The sequence below is a fragment of the Aeromonas sp. Marseille-Q7275 genome (assembly GCF_965119515.1).
In genome coordinates this window covers 75,799-96,387 of sequence record NZ_CBCPLW010000004.1, presented here as the reverse complement: position 1 = coordinate 96,387, position 20,589 = coordinate 75,799, and the positions used below count along the sequence as shown (strand labels likewise).

At 66.2% G+C, this 20,589-nt stretch carries 15 protein-coding genes; 8 read left to right on the top strand and 7 right to left on the bottom strand.

Going from position 1 to position 20,589, the window contains the following annotated elements; genetic code table 11:
* Positions 1 to 33 precede the first annotated feature (33 nt).
* From arcD to ACWPWQ_RS05650, 7 genes are all read right to left on the bottom strand, one after another.
* Positions 34 to 1,470, bottom strand: a complete 1,437-nt coding sequence (gene arcD / locus ACWPWQ_RS05680; protein WP_042650365.1) for an arginine-ornithine antiporter — start codon at positions 1,468 to 1,470, stop codon at positions 34 to 36.
* A 386-nt stretch (positions 1,471 to 1,856) separates the two neighbouring features.
* Positions 1,857 to 2,618: an SDR family oxidoreductase gene (locus ACWPWQ_RS05675; protein ID WP_139439408.1), complete on the bottom strand. Its 762-nt coding sequence runs from the start codon at positions 2,616 to 2,618 to the stop codon at positions 1,857 to 1,859.
* Positions 2,619 to 2,689: 71 nt separating this feature from the next.
* A complete protein-coding gene (gene mmsB, locus ACWPWQ_RS05670) occupies positions 2,690 to 3,598 on the bottom strand; it encodes a 3-hydroxyisobutyrate dehydrogenase (RefSeq protein ID WP_454009215.1) in 909 nt (302 codons plus the stop codon).
* A gap of 59 nt (positions 3,599 to 3,657) precedes the next feature.
* Positions 3,658 to 4,755 carry an enoyl-CoA hydratase/isomerase family protein gene (locus tag ACWPWQ_RS05665; protein WP_454009214.1) on the bottom strand — a complete coding sequence of 366 codons (1,098 nt, stop codon included), beginning with the start codon at positions 4,753 to 4,755 and terminating at the stop codon, positions 3,658 to 3,660.
* A complete protein-coding gene (locus tag ACWPWQ_RS05660; protein ID WP_139439405.1) occupies positions 4,748 to 5,545 on the bottom strand; it encodes an enoyl-CoA hydratase in 798 nt (265 codons plus the stop codon). The genes ACWPWQ_RS05665 and ACWPWQ_RS05660 overlap by 8 nt, the downstream gene beginning before the upstream one ends.
* Positions 5,546 to 5,686: 141 nt before the next feature.
* Positions 5,687 to 6,844 (bottom strand): acyl-CoA dehydrogenase family protein, encoded by a 1,158-nt coding sequence (locus tag ACWPWQ_RS05655; protein ID WP_454009213.1) that lies wholly within the window; start codon positions 6,842 to 6,844, stop codon positions 5,687 to 5,689.
* Between the two features lie 170 nt (positions 6,845 to 7,014).
* Positions 7,015 to 8,526 carry a CoA-acylating methylmalonate-semialdehyde dehydrogenase gene (locus ACWPWQ_RS05650; protein ID WP_454009212.1) on the bottom strand — a complete coding sequence of 504 codons (1,512 nt, stop codon included), beginning with the start codon at positions 8,524 to 8,526 and terminating at the stop codon, positions 7,015 to 7,017.
* 275 nt (positions 8,527 to 8,801) lie between these two features.
* On the opposite strand from ACWPWQ_RS05650, the gene ACWPWQ_RS05645 reads away from it, so the two are divergent.
* The 8 genes from ACWPWQ_RS05645 to ACWPWQ_RS05610 all read left to right on the top strand — a co-directional run bounded on the left by ACWPWQ_RS05645 (position 8,802) and on the right by ACWPWQ_RS05610 (position 20,587).
* Positions 8,802 to 9,950 carry an isovaleryl-CoA dehydrogenase gene (locus tag ACWPWQ_RS05645; protein WP_454009211.1) on the top strand — a complete coding sequence of 383 codons (1,149 nt, stop codon included), beginning with the start codon at positions 8,802 to 8,804 and terminating at the stop codon, positions 9,948 to 9,950.
* A gap of 52 nt (positions 9,951 to 10,002) precedes the next feature.
* Complete coding sequence (locus ACWPWQ_RS05640; protein WP_454009210.1) at positions 10,003 to 11,622, top strand: carboxyl transferase domain-containing protein; 1,620 nt, start codon at positions 10,003 to 10,005, stop codon at positions 11,620 to 11,622.
* Between the two features lie 10 nt (positions 11,623 to 11,632).
* Positions 11,633 to 12,487, top strand: coding sequence for an enoyl-CoA hydratase-related protein (locus ACWPWQ_RS05635; protein WP_454009209.1), 855 nt, complete (start codon positions 11,633 to 11,635; stop codon positions 12,485 to 12,487).
* A 109-nt stretch (positions 12,488 to 12,596) separates the two neighbouring features.
* Entirely contained in the window at positions 12,597 to 14,558 is a 1,962-nt protein-coding gene (locus ACWPWQ_RS05630; RefSeq protein WP_454009208.1) for an acetyl/propionyl/methylcrotonyl-CoA carboxylase subunit alpha, read from the top strand.
* Positions 14,555 to 15,526, top strand: coding sequence for a hydroxymethylglutaryl-CoA lyase (locus ACWPWQ_RS05625; protein ID WP_454009207.1), 972 nt, complete (start codon positions 14,555 to 14,557; stop codon positions 15,524 to 15,526). The genes ACWPWQ_RS05630 and ACWPWQ_RS05625 overlap by 4 nt, the downstream gene beginning before the upstream one ends.
* 72 nt (positions 15,527 to 15,598) lie before the next feature.
* Positions 15,599 to 16,012, top strand: a complete 414-nt coding sequence (locus ACWPWQ_RS05620) for a MerR family transcriptional regulator (protein ID WP_139439381.1) — start codon at positions 15,599 to 15,601, stop codon at positions 16,010 to 16,012.
* Between the two features lie 303 nt (positions 16,013 to 16,315).
* Positions 16,316 to 19,219 (top strand): DUF748 domain-containing protein, encoded by a 2,904-nt coding sequence (locus tag ACWPWQ_RS05615; RefSeq protein WP_454009206.1) that lies wholly within the window; start codon positions 16,316 to 16,318, stop codon positions 19,217 to 19,219.
* Between the two features lie 771 nt (positions 19,220 to 19,990).
* Positions 19,991 to 20,587, top strand: coding sequence for an acetate uptake transporter (locus ACWPWQ_RS05610; RefSeq protein WP_005315399.1), 597 nt, complete (start codon positions 19,991 to 19,993; stop codon positions 20,585 to 20,587).
* The last annotated feature ends 2 nt before the right edge of the window (positions 20,588 to 20,589 follow it).

Genomic DNA, 20,589 nt, shown 5'->3' with positions numbered 1-20,589 from the left:
AGATGGCGTTGCGCCATCTCGTTATTGTGCCGATTAATGCAGGGGAATGGTACCGTCCATCACCTTGTAGAAGGCCAGCACGGCGCAACCGAGCAGGGCCGCCGTCATCCCCCGCTCCAGCCGGTTGAGGCTGCGCAGGCCATGGTGCTGGCGCGCCTTCCAGTAGATGAAGATCCCCGGGCTGTAGAGCAGCGCCACCAGCAGCAGGTACTCCACCCCGGCGGCATAGACCAGCCAGCAGCCGTAGACGGTGGCCACCAGGGCCAGCAGCAGGTCACGCTTGCGCTGATGGGGCTGGTGCTCGTAGGTGGTACCCTGCAGCGCCAGCTTGAGGCCATAGGCGCCGGAGAAGACGTAAGGCACCAGGGCCGCCGAGGTGGCGATGTTCACCAGCGCCAGATAGGTGCTGCTCTGGAAGTAGATGATGATGAGGAAAGCCTGCACCAGGCAGGTGGAGCACCAGAGCGACACCTGGGGGGAGCCGTTCTTGTTCTCCTTGGCAAACCAGGCCGGGAAGACCCCTGTCTTGCCCGCGATATAGGGTACTTCCGCCGCCAGCACTGTCCAGCTCAGCAGGGCCCCCATCACCGAGATCACCAGACCGATGTTGATGAGCCAGGCGCCCCAGGGGCCGACCACGGCTTCCAGGATCATGGCGGTGGAGGGATTCTTCAGGGCCGCCAGCTGCGGCTGGTTCATGACGCCGAGGGAGAACAGGGTCACCATGACGTAGAGCGCCAGGGCGCCGAGCAGCGCCAGCACGGTGGCACGGCCCACGTCCTTGCGGTGACGGGCACGGGCGGAGACCACCACGGCCCCCTCGATGCCGATGAAGACCCAGAGAGTCACCTTCATGGTGGATTTGACCTGATCCATCACCGAGCCCAGCTCGGTGTTGCCCTGCCCCCAGATGTCCAGGGTGAAGGTTTCCATGTTGAAGGCGAGCAGGACGGCGACGCAGAAGACGATGAGGGGCACCATCTTGGCGATGGTGGTGACTATGTTCACCAGGGCCGCCACCTGGATGCCGCGCAGCACCAGGGCGTGCACCGACCAGATGAGCAGGGAGGCGAGGGTGATGGCGACCGGGGTGTTGCCGTCGCCGAAGATGACGTTGTCCGGGGTGTCGAAGAAGTAGCTCAGGGCGCTGAACACCACGATGGCGTAGGAGACGTTGGCCAGCAGCTGGCAGAGCCAGTAGCCCCAGGCGGCGTTGAAGCCGACGAAATCACCGAAACCGGCCTTGGCGTAACTGAAGATGCCCCCGTCGAGATCCGGGCGGCGCATGGAGAGGTTCTGGTAGACCAGGGCGAGGCAGATCATGCCGATCCCGGTGATGGCCCACCCCAGGGCGACGGCCCCGGCGCTGGCGTGCGCTGCGATGTTTTGTGGCAGACTGAAGACCCCGGCACCGACCATGGAGCCGATCACCAGCGAAATGAGGGCGCCGAGCCCTAGTTTCTTGTCCATCTCAAACCTGTTTTATTAAGCGGCGGCTGAGCATCCGTATTCATACAGCGCGCGACATGGGAGGGGCGATAAATCCGTACCCCGTGAAAAAGGCGGCAACTATATTGCATGACTATTCCGACCGCAATCCTTCGCAGTGCCAATCATGCACCGCCTTGACCGCGCGCAATTCTACAGCACTCACTCACCCGGCCTGTGAGCTGGTTCAAATTCAGAAAGACCCGTTGATCTTTCACGTTTTTCCATGATGTCAGCCCTGTTTTTCAAAGAAGCCCTGCATGCCCATGCAACGGGCCGCCCTGGGCGTCAGCCAGGTCTTTTTGGTCAAACGGCCATAAAAATGCCCCTGTGCCAGTGGCAAGGGGCATGGGCGGATCGCCGCCGGGTCAGAGCCGCAGACCGCCGTCGAGATCGATGATCCGGCCGGACAGGTAGTCGTTGGCGAGGATGAATTGCACCGTCTGGGCCAGTTGCTCCCCCTGCCCCAGGGCGCCGACCGGAATGGCCTGCTGCATCCGGGCCATGGCTTCGGGCTTCATGGCCGCCGTCATGTCGGTGGCAAAGACCCCGGGGGCTATGCCCATCACCCGGATGCCGTGGCGGGCCAGCTCCCGCCCCCAGGTCACCACCAGGGAGGCGACCCCCGCCTTGCTGGCGGCATAGTTGCTCTGGCCGATATTGCCGGCACGGGCGATGGAGGAGATGTTGATGATGACGCCCCCCTGCCCCCCTTTCGCCATCAAGGCCGCCCCCTCGCGGCCGCAGAGGAAGGTGCCGGTGAGGTTGACGTCGATGACAGCCTGCCACTGGGCCAGGCTCATCTTCTCCACCAGCGCCCCCTCTTTGACCTTGATGAGCATGCCGTCCCGCAATATGCCGGCGCAGTTGACCAGGCCATGCAAGGCGCCCAATTGCTCCTCGATGGCGGCGAAGGTCGCCTCCACCTCGGGCTCGCTCGCCACGTTGCAGACGAACAGGGCACAGCGACCATCCCGACTGCGCACTTCCGCCTCGGTCACCTCCAGATCGGCGCGGTTGACGTCGACCAGGGCCAGCACGGCCCCCTGACTGGCCAGACGCAGGGCGATGGCGCGGCCAAGCCCACGCCCGGCCCCGGTAATGGCAATGACTCTGTTATGAATGTCCATGAATGCTCCTGATGAGATGGCCGGTGACTGTCGAGTAAAAGACTATCGGGTAAGAAGGCGGTTAGCAGCCCTTACCCCGGATCTGTCTTGTCCCGATAGAGCTCGAGGATGCTGGAGAAATCCTTGGCTCCCTGCCCCTTCGCCGCATGCAGGTTGAAGAGGTTGCGGGCCAGCGCCCCCATGGGAACGGCGCTGTGGGCGTGCTCGGCGAGCGCCATGGCGAGCCCCAGATCTTTGACCATCAGCCGGGTCATGAAGCCCCCCTCATACCCGCGGGACGCCGGAGCGTTCTCCATCACCCCGGGCCAGGGGTTGTAGCGCTCCAGGCTCCAGTTGTTGCCCGAGCTCTTGCCCATGATGGTGGAGAGCACGCCCGGATCCAGCCCCTCCTTGACCCCGAGCGCCAGCGCCTCTGCGGTGCCCGCCATGTGGATGGCGAGCAGCATGTTGTTGCACATCTTGGCGATCTGCCCCGCCCCGAGCGCCCCGGCGTGGAACAGGTTCTGCCCCATGCAGGCGAGCACCGGCTTGGCCGCCTCGAAATCGGCGCTCTCGCCACCGACGATAAAGGTGAGGGTGCCCGCCGCGGCGCCTGCCACCCCGCCGGAGACGGGGGCATCGAGAAAGCGGATGCCCCGCGCCTTCGCCGCCGCCCCCACGGCGCGGGCCGAGGCCACGTCTATGGTGGAGCAGTCGATCACCAGGGCCCCCGCCGGCAAGGCCCCCAGCAGATCCTGGCCGCCCCCCTCCGACAGCCAGAGCCCGCGCACATGATCCCCGGCCGGCAGCATGCTGATGGCGACATCGCAGCCGCTCACCGCCTCGCGGGCATCCCCGGCGACGATGCAACCGGCCTTGATCGCCCGCTCCAGGCTCTCGGGCACCAGATCAAAGACCTGCACTGCATGGCCCGCCCTGGCGAGGTTCGCGGCCATGGGCCCTCCCATGTTGCCGAGCCCGATAAATCCAATCCTTGTCATGCTTTGCTCCTTGCTCCGTTCGTTATCCGGCCCCTAGGCCGGCGCGCCCCTTGGCAGCGCTAGGCCAGGGGATTTGTCCCCTCGGGCCAGCGATAGAAATCCTCAAGCCAGTCGGTGCCGGGCCGGGGCGGTTGCCAGCGGGGGGACTTGTCCTTGTCGATGAGCAGGGCCCGCACCCCTTCCACGAAATCCCCCTTGAGCACGCAGTTGACCGAGAGCGCCAGCTCGTCGGCAAACACCTCGGCCAGGGACTGGCGGCGCGCCTGCCAGTACTGGCGCCAGAGGATGGCGCGGCTGATGGGGCTGCCGGCGCGGCAGGTGTCGCGGGCCCGGGCCAGGTCGGGCTCGTCCAGTTCGCTCCTCTCCAGCCGGTCCAGCACCCCTTGCAGGGTGCGCCCTGCCAGCAGGGCATGGATCCTCGCCTGATGAGGCAGGATCACGGGGGCCGGCAACTGCTCGCGGGCCTCGGCGTGCAGCCCGTCCAGTAACGTATCTATCTGCTCGCGCGGATCCCCCTTAGCGGCCCAGTCGAGGGCGGCGAGCCGTGCCGGCAGTTCGGCCCGCTCGCGGCTCGTCATGGCGTGATCCGCGAGCCCCAACCCCAGGGCGTCCGCCCCGTTGAAACGGGCGCCGGTGAGACCGAGCCAGAGCCCGAGCCGCCCGGGCATGCGGCTCAAGAACCAGCTGGCCCCCACGTCCGGGTAGAGGCCTATGGTCACCTCCGGCATGGCGAACAGGCTCTTCTCGGTCACCACCCGAAAATCGGCGCCGGCGAAGAGGCCTATACCGCCCCCCATGCAGATGCCGTCCGCCACGCAGACGAGCGGCTTGCTGTAGCCGTGGATGTGGTGATCGAGCCTGTACTCCTGCTCAAAAAAGTCGCGGGCATAGTCAAAGAGCGCCTGTTCGCTCTCCTCCTGCCGGCGGTAATAGAAGGAGCGAATGTCGCCGCCGGCGCAGAAGGCCCTCTCCCCGGCCCCCTGCAGCAGCACGCAGACGATGGCAGGATCCTGCTCCCAGGCGGTGAGCGCCTCTTGCAGGCGCTGGATCATCTCAAGGCTCAGGGCGTTGAGGGAGGCGGGGCTGTCCAGGGTCAGGAGGCCGATGAGGTGCCCGTCCGCCGTGGGATGGGTTGCCAGACGCACAGGTTCAGTCATGGGACTCTCCCGCGCTCTTGTCATAGCGCCAGCGCGGGGCTCGCTTCTCGAGGAAGGCGGCCACCCCCTCGCGCTGGTTGCCATCGTCAAACAGGGCGAGGAACAGGCTGCGCTCCAGCGGCAGCGCCGCATCCCTGTGGCCGCTGCGCCCCTGGTTGATGAGCTGCTTGCAGGCGCGCAGGGCGCTGGGGCTCTGGCGCTCCACCCGCTGCGCCATCTGCTGCGCCGCCGTCCAGGCGTGCCCTTCGGTCACCACCTCCTCCACCAGCCCCATCTCGTAGGCCAGGGTGGCGCTCACCTTCTCGCCACAGAGGATCATCCGCTTGGCCCAGCCCGGTCCCACCAGTTCGGTGAGGCGCTGGGTGCCGCCGGCGCAGGGCAGCAAACCCACCGAGGCCTCCGGCAGCCCCAGCAGCGCCTGCTGCTCGGCGATGCGAATGTCGCAGGCCAGCGCCACCTCGAGGCCCCCCCCCATGGCAAAGCCATTGATGGCGGCTATGCTCACCCCGTGGAAGCGGGCCAGCGCCTCGAAGGCGCGACCGAAGGCCTCTGCCACCTCGCGGGCGTGCTCCGGGTTGCCGTCGGCAAACATCTTGAGATCGGCGCCGGCGCAGAAGAACTTGTCCCCCGCCCCGCGGATCACCAGGGCCACCACGTCGGGGCGGCTGTCGAGCTCCACCATCATCTGCAAGAAAGCCTGCAGGCTGGCCAGAGTCCAGGTGTTGGCGGGGGGGTGGTCGAGCGTGATGTAGGCCACGTGACCGTGATATTCGAGCCTGATCCTTGTCATTGCACTGTCCTTGTCATTAAACCTGCCGCCATGATGACAGGGTTGAATGGAGCCGAAATTCGGCTGGCTCACAAAGCCTGACGAGGGCGCGGCGCCTGTCAGCCCGCCCCGGCAGCAGTCGGAGGACGGCAGCCGCCTCCCCTACTCCAGCGACAGGCCGGGATCCCCCAGCAGGCGGCGGGCAATGATGAGCCGCATCACTTCGTTCGTGCCCTCCAGAATGCGGTGCACCCGGGTGTCGCGCAGATAGCGCTCAAGCGGATACTCGCGGATATAACCATAGCCACCAAAGAGTTGCAGGGCCTCATCGCAGACACGATAACCCACGTCGGTGGCAAAGCGCTTGGCCATGGCGCACCAGGCGCTCTTGTCCGGGCTGCCGCCGTCGAGCTTGGCGGCGGCCTGACGCACCAGCAGGCGGGCGGCGGCGAGTTCGGTGGCCATGTCGGCGAGGCGGAACTGCACGCTCTGGAATTCGCTGATCGGGTGTCCAAATTGCTGGCGCTGCTGCACATGGGCCAGGGCGTCGTCCAGCGCCTGCTGGGCAGTGCCCAGCGAACAGCTGGCGATATTGATGCGCCCCCCATCCAGCGCCTGCATGGCGAACCTGAACCCTTCTCCCTCCTCCCCCAGCCGGTAGCGGGCGGGAATGCGCACGGCGCTGAAATTCACCTCCCGGGTCGGCTGGCTGTTCCAGCCCATCTTCTCCTCCGCCTTGCCATAGCTCACACCCGGCGTATCGGCGGGCACCATAAAGGCAGATATCCCCTTGGCCCCCTCCCCCCCGGTGCGGGCCATCACCACCAGCACCTGAGTGCTGCCCGCCCCCGCGATGAACACCTTGCTGCCCTCGATGAGGTAATCGTCGCCATCGCGCACCGCACGGGTCTTGAGGGCGGCGGCATCCGATCCCGCCCCCGGCTCGGTGAGGCAGTAGGAGCCCAGCAGCTCGCCGCAGCTAAGCCTGGGTACCCACTCTGCGGCCACCTCACTCGGCAGCCAGCTGCCCAGCATCCAGCTCACCATGTTGTGTATGGTCAGGTAGGCCGTGGTGGAGGTGCAGCCCATAGCCAGGCGCTCGAAGATGAGGCTGGCGTCGAGCCGGCTCAACCCCAGGCCGTCATATTGCTCCGGGGTGTAGAGGCCGCACAGACCCAGCGCCGCCGCCTGCTTGATGGTGGGGACGGGGAACTCGTGCTCCCTGTCCCAGCGGGCGGCATGGGGCTTGAGCGCCAGATCGGCGAAGGCACCGGCCGAGTCGACACAGGCCCGTTGGGATTCGGTCAGGGTAAAGTCCATCTTGTTCGCTTCCTCGTTATCTCGATTGCTTGTCGCAGATCCACCCTTAGATGCAGGACAGCCGTGGTGGGCGTCGGCGGGCGTGCCCTCGGCCCATCATCCATTGCTCAACGCAGGTGGATGGTCGTGGTTGACACCGATGGGAATGCCCTCGGCCCAACGGCCATTGCTCAACGCAGGTGAATAGTCATGTTGGGTCCGGTCGGTATGTCCTCGTCGAACCAGCGCTCGGTCACCGTCTTGGTCTCGGTGTAGAAACGCACCGCCTGCTTGCCGTAGGCGTGCAGATCCCCGTAGAAGGAGCCGCGCCAGCCGGTGAATGAGAAGAACGGCAGCGGCACCGGAATGGGCACGTTGATCCCCACCTGCCCCACCGCCACCTCGTGGCGGAACTTGCGGGCCGCGGCGCCGCAACCGGTGAAGATGGAGGTGCCGTTGCCATAGGGGTTGTCGTTGATGAGGGCGAGCGCCTCGTCCAGGCTCTCCACCTCCAGGCAGGCGAGCACGGGGCCGAAGATCTCCTCCTTGTAGATACGCATCTCGGGGGTCACGCCGCGAAACAGGGTCGGCCCCACCCAGTTGCCCACCGGGTAACCGGGCACGTCGCAAAAACGCCCGTCCAGCAGACACTGGGCCCCCTCGGCCATGCCTGCTTCAATCAGGCTCTCTACCCTGACTTTCGCCTCAGGGCTGATAAGGGGGCCATAGGCGGCCTCTGGATCGTGCCAGACACCGGGCTTGACCCTGGCAAACTCGGCGGCGAGCTCCGGGATCCACTCCCTCGCGCTCCCCACGAAGACCGCCACGCTGATGGCCATGCAGCGCTGGCCGGCGGCCCCCACCCCGGCCCCCACCAGATTGCTCAGCACCTGCGCCTTGTTGGCGTCCGGCATGATCACCATGTGGTTCTTGGCGCCAACGAAACACTGGGCACGCTTGAGGTGGTCGGTGGCGGTGCGATAGACGTGAGCCCCGACCCGGGCCGAGCCCACGAAGCTCACCGCCTTCACGTCCGGGTGGGCGAGCAGCGCATCCACCTGCTCGGGGCCCCCGTGCACCACGCTGAGGATGCCCGCTGGCGCCCCCGCCTCGGTGAACAGCTCGGCCAGCCGCATGGGAGTGAGGGGATCCTGCTCCGAGGGTTTGAGCACGAAGCCGTTGCCGCAGGCCACCGCCAGGGGGAACATCCAGAGCGGTATCATGGCGGGGAAGTTGAACGGCGTGATGCCGACGCAGACCCCCAGCGGCTGCACCCAGGAGTGACCATCCACCCGGCGCGCCACGTTGCCCATGGTCTCCCCCATGGTCTGGCTGGCGACGCCGCAGGCCTGCTCCACCACCTCGATGCCGCGCCACACATCTCCCCTGGCGTCCGCCAGGTTCTTGCCCGTCTCCTGGGCCAGCAGGGTCGCCAGCTCGTCGTGATGGGTTTTGAGCAGATGCTGGTAGTTGAACATGACCCTGGCCCGCTCGGGGGCCGGCACCTCCCGCCACAGCAGGTAGGCGTCGTGAGCGCGGCGCACCGCCAGCTCCACCTCGGACGGGGTGGCTCTCGGCACCCGCGCCAGCAGGCTCTGATCCGCCGGGTTGGTCACCTCGATCCAGGCCTCGCTCGCGGAGGGGTACGCCTCGCCGCCAATATAGAGCGGCAGATCCCCATACTGGGTGCGGTGTTGGTTCATGCCGCACTCTCCTTGGCTGCCCATTGGCCGGCACTGTGCCAGCGCCCCTCAGGCAGGCCGGCAGACCGGATGCACTCGCTGATCATCTTGCTCGCTCCTTGCGTTTGCCCGCTCGGGGGGATGGCCCTTGCAGTCGGCACTCAACGAATTTACCTTAGACTAACAACTCATTTACGTTTACGCTAACGTAAACTTAAATCACAAATGGACTGACCAGTTTCCCTCCGTTTCGGAGGCACGAGACGGGTGAGCACCAGAGACCAAGGAGAGCAAGGATGCATGCCCTGATGGATGAAACCCTCCGCGCCCTGACCGAACAGGTCGAGGCCTTCTGCCAACAAGTGATAGCACCGCGCGCCGCCGAGATTGACCAGAGCAACGCCTTCCCCCGCGATCTCTGGCCAAAGATGGGTGAGCTCGGACTGCACGGCATCACGGTGGCGGAAGAGTATGAGGGAGTGGGCCTCGGCTATCTGGCCCATGTGCTGGTGATGGAGCAGGTGAGCCGCGCCAGCGCCTCGGTCGGCCTCTCCTACGGCGCCCACTCCAACCTCTGCATCAACCAGATCCACCGCCACGGCACCCCTGATCAGAAGGCCCGCTATTTGCCTGATCTGGTCAGTGGCAAGCACGTGGGGGCGCTCGCCATGAGCGAGCCGGGAGCCGGCTCAGACGTGGTCAGCATGCGCCTCACCGCAGTGCGCGAGGGAGATCACTTCGTGCTGAACGGCAACAAGATGTGGATCACCAACGGCCCGGATGCGGACACCTTCGTCATCTATGCCAAGACGGATCCCGCCGCCGGGGCCAAGGGGATCTCCGCCTTCATCGTCGAGGCGGGCACCCCGGGATTCACCACGGCCCAGAAGCTCGACAAGCTCGGCATGCGCGGCTCCAGCACCTGCGAGCTGGTGTTCGACCACTGCGCCGTGCCGGCAGAGAACCTGCTCGGCGCCCTGCACGGCGGGGCCCGGGTGCTGATGAGTGGCCTCGACTACGAGCGGGTGGTGCTGGCCGCCGGCCCCCTTGGCATCATGCAGGCCTGCATGGACGTGGTGCTCCCCTATGTGCGCGAGCGCAAGCAGTTCGGTCAGGCCATCGGCGACTTCCAGCTGGTGCAGGGCAAGCTCGCCGACATGTATACCCGCCTCGCCAGCAGCCGCGCCCTGGTCTATTCGGTGGCAAGCGCCTGCGACAAGGGCCATACCAGCCGCAAGGATTGCGCCGCCGCCATCCTCTTTGCCGCCGAGAACGCCACCCAGATGGCGCTCGATGCCATCCAGCTGCTCGGCGGCAACGGCTACATCAACGAATACCCCACCGGTCGCCTGCTGCGGGACGCCAAGCTCTACGAGATAGGGGCAGGCACCTCGGAGATCCGCCGCTGGCTCATCGGCCGCGAGCTGATGGGAGATAACGCATGATGCTGCTCCCTTTGTCACCAGCCATCGGCAACAACCAGATGGGAGAGAACCCATGAGCCAGATCCACTCCCGCCTGGATACCACCAGCGCCGAGTTTGCCGCCAATCGGGAGGCCATGCAGGCCCTGGTGGCCGATCTCGATGCCCGCCTCGCCGAGATAGCCCAGGGCGGCGGCGCGGCCAACAATGCCCGCCATCAGGGGCGCGGCAAGCTGCTGCCCCGGGAGCGCATCGATCGGCTGCTGGACCCGGGCTCTCCCTTCCTCGAGCTCTCGGCCCTGGCCGCCTGGCAGGTCTATGAGGAAGCTGTGCCCGCCGCCGGCATCATCACCGGGCTCGGCCAGATTGCGGGCCGGCTCTGCCTGCTGGTGGTGAACGACGCCACCGTCAAGGGGGGCACCTACTACCCGCTCACGGTGAAAAAGCACCTGCGGGCCCAGGCCATCGCCGAGCGGCTGCGCCTCCCCTGCCTCTATCTGGTGGATTCCGGCGGCGCCTTCCTCCCCATGCAGGACGAGGTATTCCCCGACCGGGAGCACTTTGGCCGCATCTTCTACAACCAGGCCCGCATGTCGGCCCAGAACATCCCCCAGCTCGCCGTGGTGATGGGGCTGTGCACCGCAGGGGGCGCCTATGTGCCCGCCATGGCGGATGAATCCATCATGGTCAGGGAACAGGCCACCATTTTTCTGGCGGGCCCGCCCCTGGTCAAGGCAGCCACCGGCGAGGAGATCAGCGCCGAGGCCCTGGGGGGCGCCCTGGTGCACTGCGCCCACTCCGGGGTAGCAGACCACCTGGCCGAGGACGACGCCCATGCCCTGGCCATCGCCCGCACCCTGGTGAGCAATCTGGGGGAACACCGCATGCCAGCCTCGGGCTTGCCTGGGTGCCACCCAAGCTACGATGAGCCCCTCTACCCCGTGGAGGAGCTCTACGGCCTGGTGGGCACCAGCCTCAAGCGCCCCTATGACGCCCGGGAGCTCATCGCCCGCCTGGTGGATGGTTCCGTGTTTGACGAATTCAAGGCGCTGTTCGGCACCACGCTCGTCACCGGGTTTGCCCGCATCCAGGGCATGCCCGTGGGGATCCTCGCCAACAACGGCGTGCTCCACAGCGACAGCGCCCAGAAAGGGGCCCACTTCATCCAGCTGTGCAACAAGCGCGCCATTCCCCTGCTGTTCCTGCAGAACATCACCGGCTTTATGGTGGGCAGCCAGGCGGAAAAGGAGGGGATCGCCAAGCACGGCGCCAAGCTGGTCACCGCCGTGGCCTGCAGCCGGGTGCCCAAGATCACCCTGATCGTCGGGGGCAGCTTCGGCGCCGGCAACTACGGCATGTGCGGCCGCGCCTATGAGCCCGACTTTCTGTTCAGCTGGCCGGGCAGCCGCATCTCCGTCATGGGGGGCGAGCAGGCGGCCAACGTGCTGGTGCAGGTACGCCGGGACAAGCTGGCGGCCGACGGCAAGACCCTGGGGGAGCAGGAGGCGGACGCCATCCGCGCCCCCGTCATCGCGCAGTATGAACGCCAGGGGCACCCCTACTACGCCAGCGCCAGGCTCTGGGATGACGGCGTCATCGATCCCGCCCAGAGCCGCACCGTGCTGGCCCTGGCGCTGGCCGCCTGCCAGGGGGCCGCGACCGGCCCGGAACAGTACGGCATCTTCAGGATGTAAGGAGTTCGACATGTCCGATCCACTGTGCAATGACCCCCTGGCCGGCTGCCGGCTTGAACGCCACGGTCCGCTGGTTGAGCTGGTGCTGGCACGCCCCGCCCGCCACAACGCCCTCGATGCCGATCTGATGCAGGAGCTGCTCGATTGCCTGGGGGATCTGGCCCATCGCCACGGCCAGCCCCTGGCCGAACGCCCCCATGTCCTGCTGCTGCGGGCAGAGGGCAGGCACTTTTGCTCCGGCGCCGATCTCAACTGGATGCGCAACCAGCTTCAGGGCGACTTCGATCCCGGCTCGTTTGAAAAGAACCGGGAGGATGCCCGGGTGCTGGCCAGGCTGATGCAAGCCCTGGACGAGCTGCCCTTCCCCACCGTGGCCCTGGTGCAGGGGGCGGCCTATGGCGGAGCGCTCGGCCTGCTCTGTGCCTGTGACATAGTGCTGGCCAGCGAGGACGCCCGCTTCTGCCTCTCCGAGGTGAGCCTGGGACTGGTGCCTGCGGTGATCAGCCCCTATGTGGTGCGCGCCATGGGGATGCGCCAGGCCCGCCGCTACATGCTGAGCGCCGAGCCCTTCGATGCCATCACCGCCTGCCGCCTCAACGTGGCGCACCGGCTCTGTGCGCCGGAGCAACTGCTATCCGAGGGCCGGGCCTTGGGAATGCGTCTTTGCCGCAACGGCCCGGAGGCGATGAAGGAGACCAAGCGGCTGCTGGCCACCATCGAGCACCAGCCCGGCCATCAACACGAAGAGATAACCGTCGAGACCATAGCCCGGGTACGGGTCGGACTCGAAGCCCAGGAGGGGATGCAGGCCTTCTTCGACAAGCGCCCCCCCAGCTGGCGCCCCCGTTTCAAGGATGAGACATGACTCAATACCAGCCCATCAAGCGCCTGCTGATTGCCAACCGCGGCGAACATAACCGGAGTGCGGATCAACACGCTTTGCACTTGTGCACCTTGAACAACAGGGAGCCCAAATGACTCATCACACTCCCATAAAGCGCCTGCTGATTGCCAATAGAGGCGAAATTGCCGTGCGTATCATCCGGACTGCCCGCCGCCTCGGCATTCACACCATCGCCCTCTACTCGGACGCCGACGCCCGCGCCATGCACGTGCGGGAAGCCGACGAGGCCTGGCATCTGGGGCCGGCCCCGGCGCGGGAGAGCTACCTCGACGCCGCCAGGGTGCTGACAATGGCCCGCGAGGCCGGGGCCGATGCCGTGCACCCCGGCTACGGTTTTCTGTCGGAGAACAGCGACTTTGCCAGCGCCTGTGCGCAACAGGGTCTGCGTTTCATCGGCCCGAGCGGCGCCGCCATCCTCGCCATGGGGGACAAATCCGGCGCCAAGGCGCTGATGCAGGCGGCCGGCGTCCCCGTGCTGCCCGGCTATCACGGCGCGGATCAGACGCAGGCCTTGCTGCGTGATCAGGCGCACCAGATCGGCTTTCCGCTTCTTATCAAGGCCGCCAGCGGCGGCGGCGGCAAGGGGATGCGCCGGGTCGAGCAGATAGACGAGTTTGACGCCGCCCTGGCGGCGGTGAAACGGGAAGCCCTGGCCGCCTTCGGGGATGACAGGGTGCTGCTCGAGCGCTACCTCCCCCGCGCCCGCCATGTGGAGGTGCAGATCTTCGCCGATACCCTGAGCCATGCCATCTACCTGGGGGACAGGGACTGCTCCTTGCAGCGCCGCCACCAGAAGGTGATCGAAGAGGCCCCCGCCCCCAACATAGCCCCGGCGCTTCGCCGCGCCATGGGCGAGGCCGCCGTGGCCGCCGCCCGGGCCATCGACTATGTGGGGGCCGGCACCATCGAGTTTCTGCTGTGCGGGGACGAGTTCTTCTTCATGGAGATGAATACCCGGCTGCAGGTGGAGCACCCGGTCACCGAGGCCGTCACCGGCCAGGATCTGGTGGCCTGGCAGCTGGCGGTCGCCGAGGGCCAGCCGCTGCCCCTCAGCCAGGAGGAGGTGGTGCTGGGCGGCCATGCGGTGGAGGCGCGCCTCTACGCCGAGGACGTCGGGGCAGGCTTCTTGCCCGCCAGCGGCCCCATCCAGTGGCTCGACTGGCCACAGGGGGTACGCATCGACACCGGGGTCGCCGCCGGCGATGAGGTGAGCCCCTATTACGATCCCATGATCGCCAAGCTGATCGCCCACGGTCAGAGCCGCGCCGAGGCCTTCGCCAGGCTGGCCGATGCCCTGGCGGCCCTGAGTCTCGGCCCCCTGGTGCACAACGGCCCGCTGCTGCTGCGCCTGTGCGAGGAGCCGGAGGTGCTGGCCATGGCGCACCACACCCAGTGGCCCATACCGACCGACTCCCTGCCCATACCGGACCTCGCCTGGCCGCTGGCCACCCTCTGGCTCGCCAGTCGCACCGGCCCCTCCCCCTGGCAGCAGGCCCCCGGTTTTCGGCTGGGCGGGAGCAGGAGCCTGACGGCGGCGGTGCGGATCGGCGAGGAGGCCCGGGTGCTGACCCTGACCGAGCGCGCCGGTCGGCTCACATGGCAGGGAGAAACCAGCCCCTGTGAGCTCGGCACTGATTTTGTCCGTCTGCAGCGGGCGGGCCGCTGGGTGCGCTGCCCCGTCACCCCGGCGGCAGAGGGCGCCTTCGTGCTGCACCTGGATGGCAGGCGCATTCCCTTCGCCGCCGATGATCGGCGCCACAGGCCGCATCATGATCACGACGGGGCCCAGGGCGCCGTGGCCCCCATGCACGGCATCGTGGTGGCGCTGCTGGTCGAGGTCGGGCAACCTGTCGGCAAGGGGCAGCCCCTGCTGGTACTGGAGGCGATGAAGATGGAACACGTCTTGAAAGCAGACAAGGAGGGGGTGATCACCGCCCTCTCCTGCCGCCAGGGGGAGCAGGTGAGCCAGGGCGCCGTGCTGGTGCACTTTGCCGACCCGAATGCAGAGAACGCCGAGGGAGGTGCAGCATGAGCAAGGAGCATGGCACCCCCGTCGACAGGGTCAGCCTGGTAGAGGTGGGGCCCCGGGATGGGCTGCAGAACGAACCCCGCCTGTTGTCGCTGGCGCAGCGGCTGACATTGATCAACCGCCTCGCCGAGAGCGGCCTGCAGCGGATCGAGGTGGGGGCCTTCGTCTCCCCGAAGCGAGTGCCGCAGATGGCGGACTCCGCCGAACTGTTCAAGGCGTTGCCCCGCAAGGGCGCGACCCGCTACGGCGCCCTGGTGCCCAATTTGCAGGGCTTGCAGGCCGCGATCCTGGCCAGGGTCGACGAGATTGGCCTCTTCACCGCCTGCTCAGACGGCTTCACCCGCGCCAACATCGGCATCGGCGTCGAAGAGTCACTGATCCGCTTCGCCCCTCTGGTGACGGAGGCACGCCGCCTCGGCATCAAGGTGCGGGGTTACCTCTCCACCGTCATCGCCTGCCCCTATGACGGCCCGACCCGCCCGAAACGGGTCGCCGCCCTGGCCGAGCGGCTGCTGGATCTCGGCTGCCACGAGATCTCCCTCGGCGACACCATAGGGACAGGCACCCCGGGCACCGTAGCTCCCATGCTGGATGCGGTGCTGCATGAAGTCCCGGCCGGCCGGCTCGCGGTGCACTTTCACGACACCTATGGCCAGGGACTCGCCAACCTGCTGCCGGCGCTCGAGCGCGGCATCCGCACCATAGACTGCTCGGTGGCGGGGCTGGGTGGCTGCCCCTATGCCCCCGGGGCCTCCGGCAACGTCGCCTCGGAGGAGGTGGTCTACCTGCTGCACGGCCTTGGCATGAGCACAGGGGTGAACCTCGACAGGCTGGCCGCCACCGGTCAGTGGGTGAGCGAGCAGCTCGGCCGCCCCAACGGCTCTCGGGTCGGGCAGGCGCTCCACGCCAGGGCCAGAGAGCTGCAGCCAGGACTCGATGAGATAGCACAAGGAGAGTGCCATGACCCCTGAAAGCGCCCCCGCCGGGGAGAAGAACGGCAGCATGTCGTCATGTCTGGAGGTTGACCCATGCAGGATCAGGCCATGAGAGGCGGCAGTTTCTGCGGCAAGGAGAGAACCTACAGCATCTCCGAGCTGGCCCAGGAGTTCGACATCACCCCGCGCACCATCCGCTACTACGAGGACGAGGGGCTGATCACCCCGGCCCGGGAGGGGCAGACCCGCATCTACAGCCACAAGGACAGGATCCGCCTGAAATTGACCCTGCGTGGCAAGCGGCTCGGCTTCAGCCTGGCGGAGATCCGCGAGCTGTTCGACATGTATGACACCGACCGCTCGAGCCGGATGCAGCTGCACTCCATGATCCAGCTCATCGAGGCGCGGCGCCACTCCCTGCGCCAGCAGCTCGAAGACATCCAGATGGTGATGGCCGAGCTCGATGCCGCCGAGCAGCGCTGCATCCACTCCCTCGGCGGCTTGAAGACAGACGCGGATTGACGGGCGCTGGGGGCCGCTCACCCCCGAAGCAAGCCATGGCCCTGACAAGGATCCCCTGCTCTCTAGGCCTGTCGCCGCACACCCCGCAGGCCTGCGCCGCCCACCCGAGTTGGCGCGAAAGGCTGCCGACGGCTCAATCTCCCCCCGTCCCGAACAACAAGGCCGCTCGGCCAAAAAGAGTCCCTATCTGGCGCGGGAGGCCCAGCCTTGCTCGATAATTCAGCTAATCCGGACAGAGTAAGGCGCAGCCCGAGAGCCATACCATGATCGAACGGCGATTAATTGCTACCATGTGCGCATCCAATGGAGACCATCATGCTCAAGCCTCTGCCCGCTCGCCTGTTGCGTTACGCCCTCTATTTTGTCGCGCTCTTGCTCATCTGCGTCACCATCTTGCTCTGGCAAGCCCCCAACCTCATCCAGCGCCACCTGCCGGGCTGGCTCGCCACCCATTATGGGCTGCAGCTCACCCTGGGAAAGATAGAGGTCGGGCTGCGCTCCCCCTCCCTCGTGCTGGGGCCCAGCGCCCTGCTCGATGAGCGGCAGCAGCCCCTGGTGTCGTTCGAAGAGCTGCGGCTCATCCCCAGGCTGAAGGAGAGCTGGCGCCAGAGAGCCCTGGTGCTGGAGGAGCTGACCCTGACCACCCCCAGGGTGAGCCTGGTGCGCCTGGCGGATAACAAGGGAGAGGCCAGTTTCAACCTGACCGAGGCCCTGACCCCCCTGCTCGACGCCCTGCAGACCAGGGAGCCGGCGCCATCCACCGGCGAGCCCCTGGTGGTAAGCATCGGCAAGCTGGCCCTGGTCCAGGGGCAATTCCACTACCGCGATAGCCGCAAGCAGCGCAGCCCGGGCTGGCTGCCGCCTCTCACCCTCGGAAAGATAGCCCTGCAGCTACCCGATTTTTCCAGCACGCCGTCGGCCCTCAACCGCTATCGGTTGAGTGCGACCCTCAATGAGAAGAGCCCCCTCAAGGCCGACGGTGAATTCAACATCCTGACAGGGGCCGGCAAGGGGCAGCTCAGCCTCGGCAAGGTTGCCCTCGCCCCCTTCTCCCCCCTCTGGGCCCCCTATGTCAAGGCCACCCTGGCCAGGGGCGAGGCCAGCGCCGAGCTGGCGTACCGGCTCACGTCCGGCAAGCAGGGGCTGGCATGGCAGATCGCCAAGGGCAGGCTGACCCTGACCAACTGGCAGTTCAAGAGGGCAAAGGGCGGCGAATTTGCCCGCTTCAACCAGCTGGCCCTGACCGGGATCCGGGTCGATGGCAGCAAGCAGAGCCTTGAGCTGGATGCCGCCACCCTCAAGGCCCCCGCCGTCACCGCCGCGCTCGATGAGAAGCAGCAACTGGACCTGGCCGCGCTGCTGATCTCGCCGCCCGGCACCAAAGCGGCGACCAAACAGCCGACAGCGAGCAAACCCTGGCGCTGGCAGCTCAGAGAGACCCGCATCAGCCAGGGGGTGCTCAAGCTGACCGAGTCCAGCAGCGGCAAGCCCCTGCTGCGGGAGCTCTCGGGATTGGAGCTCACCCTGGGCCCCCTCGGCAGCCAGCCCGGCCAACACAGCACCCTCACCCTGACCGGCACACTCCCTCCCCAGGCGACATTGGCCTTTGATGGCACCCTGGGTCTTGGTCCCTTCGCCCTGAACGGCACCCTCAAGCAGCAGGGCCTGCCGCTCACCCTGGCCCAGCCCTACCTGCAGGATCTGCTGCGCATCAGCGTGCGGGACGGCCGGCTCGCCAGCCGCACTCGGCTGGACCTTGCCACCGATGACAAAGGGGTCCTCAGCAAGCTGGCGCTGAGCGGCGGGCTCGACATCGAGGGGCTCAACGTGCTGGATCGGGCCGACAATCAGCGACTGCTGCAGATAGAGAAGCTGCAACTGAGCGGGCTGCACTATGACGGCATCAGCCAGCAGCTGAAGATAGCCGACATCCTGCTGAGCAAACCCTTCGCCCGCATCGAGATCAATGAGGAGGGTGTCACCAACGTCCAGCAGTTGCTGCTGCCGCAACCGGCCAGCAAGCAGAGCGCGCCCGCACCGCACATCCTCATCGACCAGGTCCGCACCACCCAGGGCAACCTGCGTTTCGCCGATCGCAGCCTGAGCCCGGAGTTCGTGGTGGACATCGCCTCCCTCGCGGGCCAGAGCCGCCACATCACCAATGTCCCGGGGCAGCGCTCCGAGCTCGACTTCAACGGCAAGGTGGACAGATACGCCCCGGTGACCATCAAGGGGGGCGCCAACCTGCTGATCGAGGATCCCGTGCTCGACGTCGCCGTGGCCTTCAACAACCTGGAGCTCACCACCTTCACCCCCTACTCCAGCACCTATGCCGGCTACGCCATCGACAAGGGGCAGCTCTCCATGAAACTCAACTACAAGTTGCAGGGCAACCGGCTGGAGGGGGACAACGACATCACCATCAAGAAGCTGCAACTCGGCGAGAAGGTCAAAAGCGAGCAGGCCAAGGATCTGCCCCTCGGGCTCGCCATCGCCCTGCTGAGCGACGCCAGCGGCGTCATCAAGATGAACCTCAAGGTGAAGGGCAACCTGGATCAGCCGGATTTCAGCCTGGGCAACATCTTCTGGGACGTGCTCGGCAACACCTTGAGCAAGGCCATCACCTCCCCCTTCTCCCTGCTGGCGTCCCTGACAGGGGGCACCAAGGATCTCGATGAGCTCCCCTTCCTGCCCGGCGATCCCGCCCTCACCCCGAGCCAGCAGAGCAAGCTGACCACCCTGGCTCAGGCCCTCAAAGAGAGGCCCAGGCTCAGCATGAACATCCGCGGCAAGGTCAACTTCAACGAGGAGCGCCCCATCCTGCAGCGCCAGAAGCTGGAGCGGGTGCTGGCCAAGATCACCGGCAACCCGGTGGATCTCGCCCTGCTGGAGCAGGACCCCGCCCTGCAGAGTGCCCTGGCCGAGGCCTATGAGGCCAAGTTCAGCGAAAACCTCGGCACCCTGGCCGATCGCCTGGCGCTCCCGGCCCAGAGCCCGGCCCTGCGCACCCAGGCGGTGATCCTGCTGCGGGATCAGCAGCTGATCACCGCCAAGTCCCTGCGCAACCTCGCCATGCGCCGGGCCCAGAACACCAAGGAGTACCTGGTGGATACCCAGGGCATCACGCCGGATCGCCTGTTCGTGCTCGACAGCCAGGTCAAGGAGAGCGACAAGGAGGCCAAGGTGGTCCTCACCCTGGACAACTGATCCGCGATGATGACCCCGGGAAGGGGGGATTTCCCCCTTCTGGCTCGCGCTCTCAGCCCTCATTCTGCTCCCTTCTCTGCTCGCCTCTTTGCTTGCTTTCTTGCTAACCGCAGGCCCCTGGCCCTGCACCATCCCTTGTGATCAGGCACCAGCCACGAGAGGGTGGAAAATCCGGCGCTCCCACCCAGGCCAGCGTCCAGGCGCACCTCCGTGAACCTGCGCTTCCCCCTCAGGCCGGTTGGCGGCTGATATGCGCGCCATTCTTTCCCCCGTGCATCCTGAAGGAGGCTTCCCGGCTTCGCTGGCCGATCTCCTGGCTCGGGGCCAGCACCACGCCCCAGCCTGGCCCCGAGGGCGGTCATGCCTGACCCCGAGGACGCCCCTGCCTGGCGTCGGGGCTGTGCCGTCAATCAGCAGAGGGTTCCAGCTGATCAAATGGTGCTGAACACCTCTTGTCTGATGGCATATGAGGTGAATTTTCAACCCGGCATCGCTTATTCCAGCGCGCGGTGGGCCCGCAACCCGGTCATAACCGCAGACGCGCCTTTCGTTACCCGCTTTCATTTCGGGAGCCTTTAATACAAAAAAGTAACATTGAAAACGTTATCCATTCACCTGTCGTCTACCTGAATGGTACGAATGGTTGGTCACTTAAAATTTCCTGTCATTTTTTTACCATTTAGCCTCCTCACCCCCTTGCTCAGGGCCGAGAGCCTGCCTAAAATCGCGCGTCTTTTATCAACCCCCACCTCTATTTTTGGAGAACGCCACGTGAGCGAAAAATTGGCCAACCCTGCCCCTCTGGGTCTGATGGGTTTCGGTATGACCACCATTCTGCTGAACATCCATAACGCAGGTTTCTTCCCCATCAGCGCCATGATCCTGGCCATGGGCCTGTGCTATGGCGGTCTGGCCCAGATCATCGCCGGCATCATGGAGTTCAAGCGTGGCAACACCTTCGGTGTCACCGCCTTCATCTCCTACGGCACCTTCTGGTGGAGCCTGGTGTTCCTGCTGGTGATGCCGACCATGGGTCTGGCCGAAGCCACTCCCCACGCCTACATGGGCTGGTACCTGCTGATGTGGGGCATGTTCACCCTGTTCATGCTGGTTGGCACCGTCAACTTCCCGCGGGTGAAGCAGTTCGTGTTCGCCTCCCTGACCGTGCTCTTCTTCCTGCTGGCCGCCCGTGACTTCACCGGCAGTACCCTGATCGGCACCATCGCCGGTTTCGAAGGGATCATCTGCGGCGCCAGCGCCATCTACCTGGCCATGGCCACCGTGATCAACGAACAGTTCGGCCGTACCGTGCTGCCCATCGGCGATCACAAGAAAGCCGCCGCAGTCCAGCTCAAGGCTGCCGCATAATC

Coding starts and splice junctions, on each gene's coding strand:
- arcD (WP_042650365.1), bottom strand. CDS start 1,470: ATGGACAAGAAACTAGGGCTCGGCGCCCTCATTTCGCTGGTGATCGGC.
- ACWPWQ_RS05675 (WP_139439408.1), bottom strand. CDS start 2,618: ATGGACATTCATAACAGAGTCATTGCCATTACCGGGGCCGGGCGTGGG.
- mmsB (WP_454009215.1), bottom strand. CDS start 3,598: ATGACAAGGATTGGATTTATCGGGCTCGGCAACATGGGAGGGCCCATG.
- ACWPWQ_RS05665 (WP_454009214.1), bottom strand. CDS start 4,755: ATGACTGAACCTGTGCGTCTGGCAACCCATCCCACGGCGGACGGGCAC.
- ACWPWQ_RS05660 (WP_139439405.1), bottom strand. CDS start 5,545: ATGACAAGGATCAGGCTCGAATATCACGGTCACGTGGCCTACATCACG.
- ACWPWQ_RS05655 (WP_454009213.1), bottom strand. CDS start 6,844: ATGGACTTTACCCTGACCGAATCCCAACGGGCCTGTGTCGACTCGGCC.
- ACWPWQ_RS05650 (WP_454009212.1), bottom strand. CDS start 8,526: ATGAACCAACACCGCACCCAGTATGGGGATCTGCCGCTCTATATTGGC.
- ACWPWQ_RS05645 (WP_454009211.1), top strand. CDS start 8,802: ATGCATGCCCTGATGGATGAAACCCTCCGCGCCCTGACCGAACAGGTC.
- ACWPWQ_RS05640 (WP_454009210.1), top strand. CDS start 10,003: ATGAGCCAGATCCACTCCCGCCTGGATACCACCAGCGCCGAGTTTGCC.
- ACWPWQ_RS05635 (WP_454009209.1), top strand. CDS start 11,633: ATGTCCGATCCACTGTGCAATGACCCCCTGGCCGGCTGCCGGCTTGAA.
- ACWPWQ_RS05630 (WP_454009208.1), top strand. CDS start 12,597: ATGACTCATCACACTCCCATAAAGCGCCTGCTGATTGCCAATAGAGGC.
- ACWPWQ_RS05625 (WP_454009207.1), top strand. CDS start 14,555: ATGAGCAAGGAGCATGGCACCCCCGTCGACAGGGTCAGCCTGGTAGAG.
- ACWPWQ_RS05620 (WP_139439381.1), top strand. CDS start 15,599: ATGAGAGGCGGCAGTTTCTGCGGCAAGGAGAGAACCTACAGCATCTCC.
- ACWPWQ_RS05615 (WP_454009206.1), top strand. CDS start 16,316: ATGGAGACCATCATGCTCAAGCCTCTGCCCGCTCGCCTGTTGCGTTAC.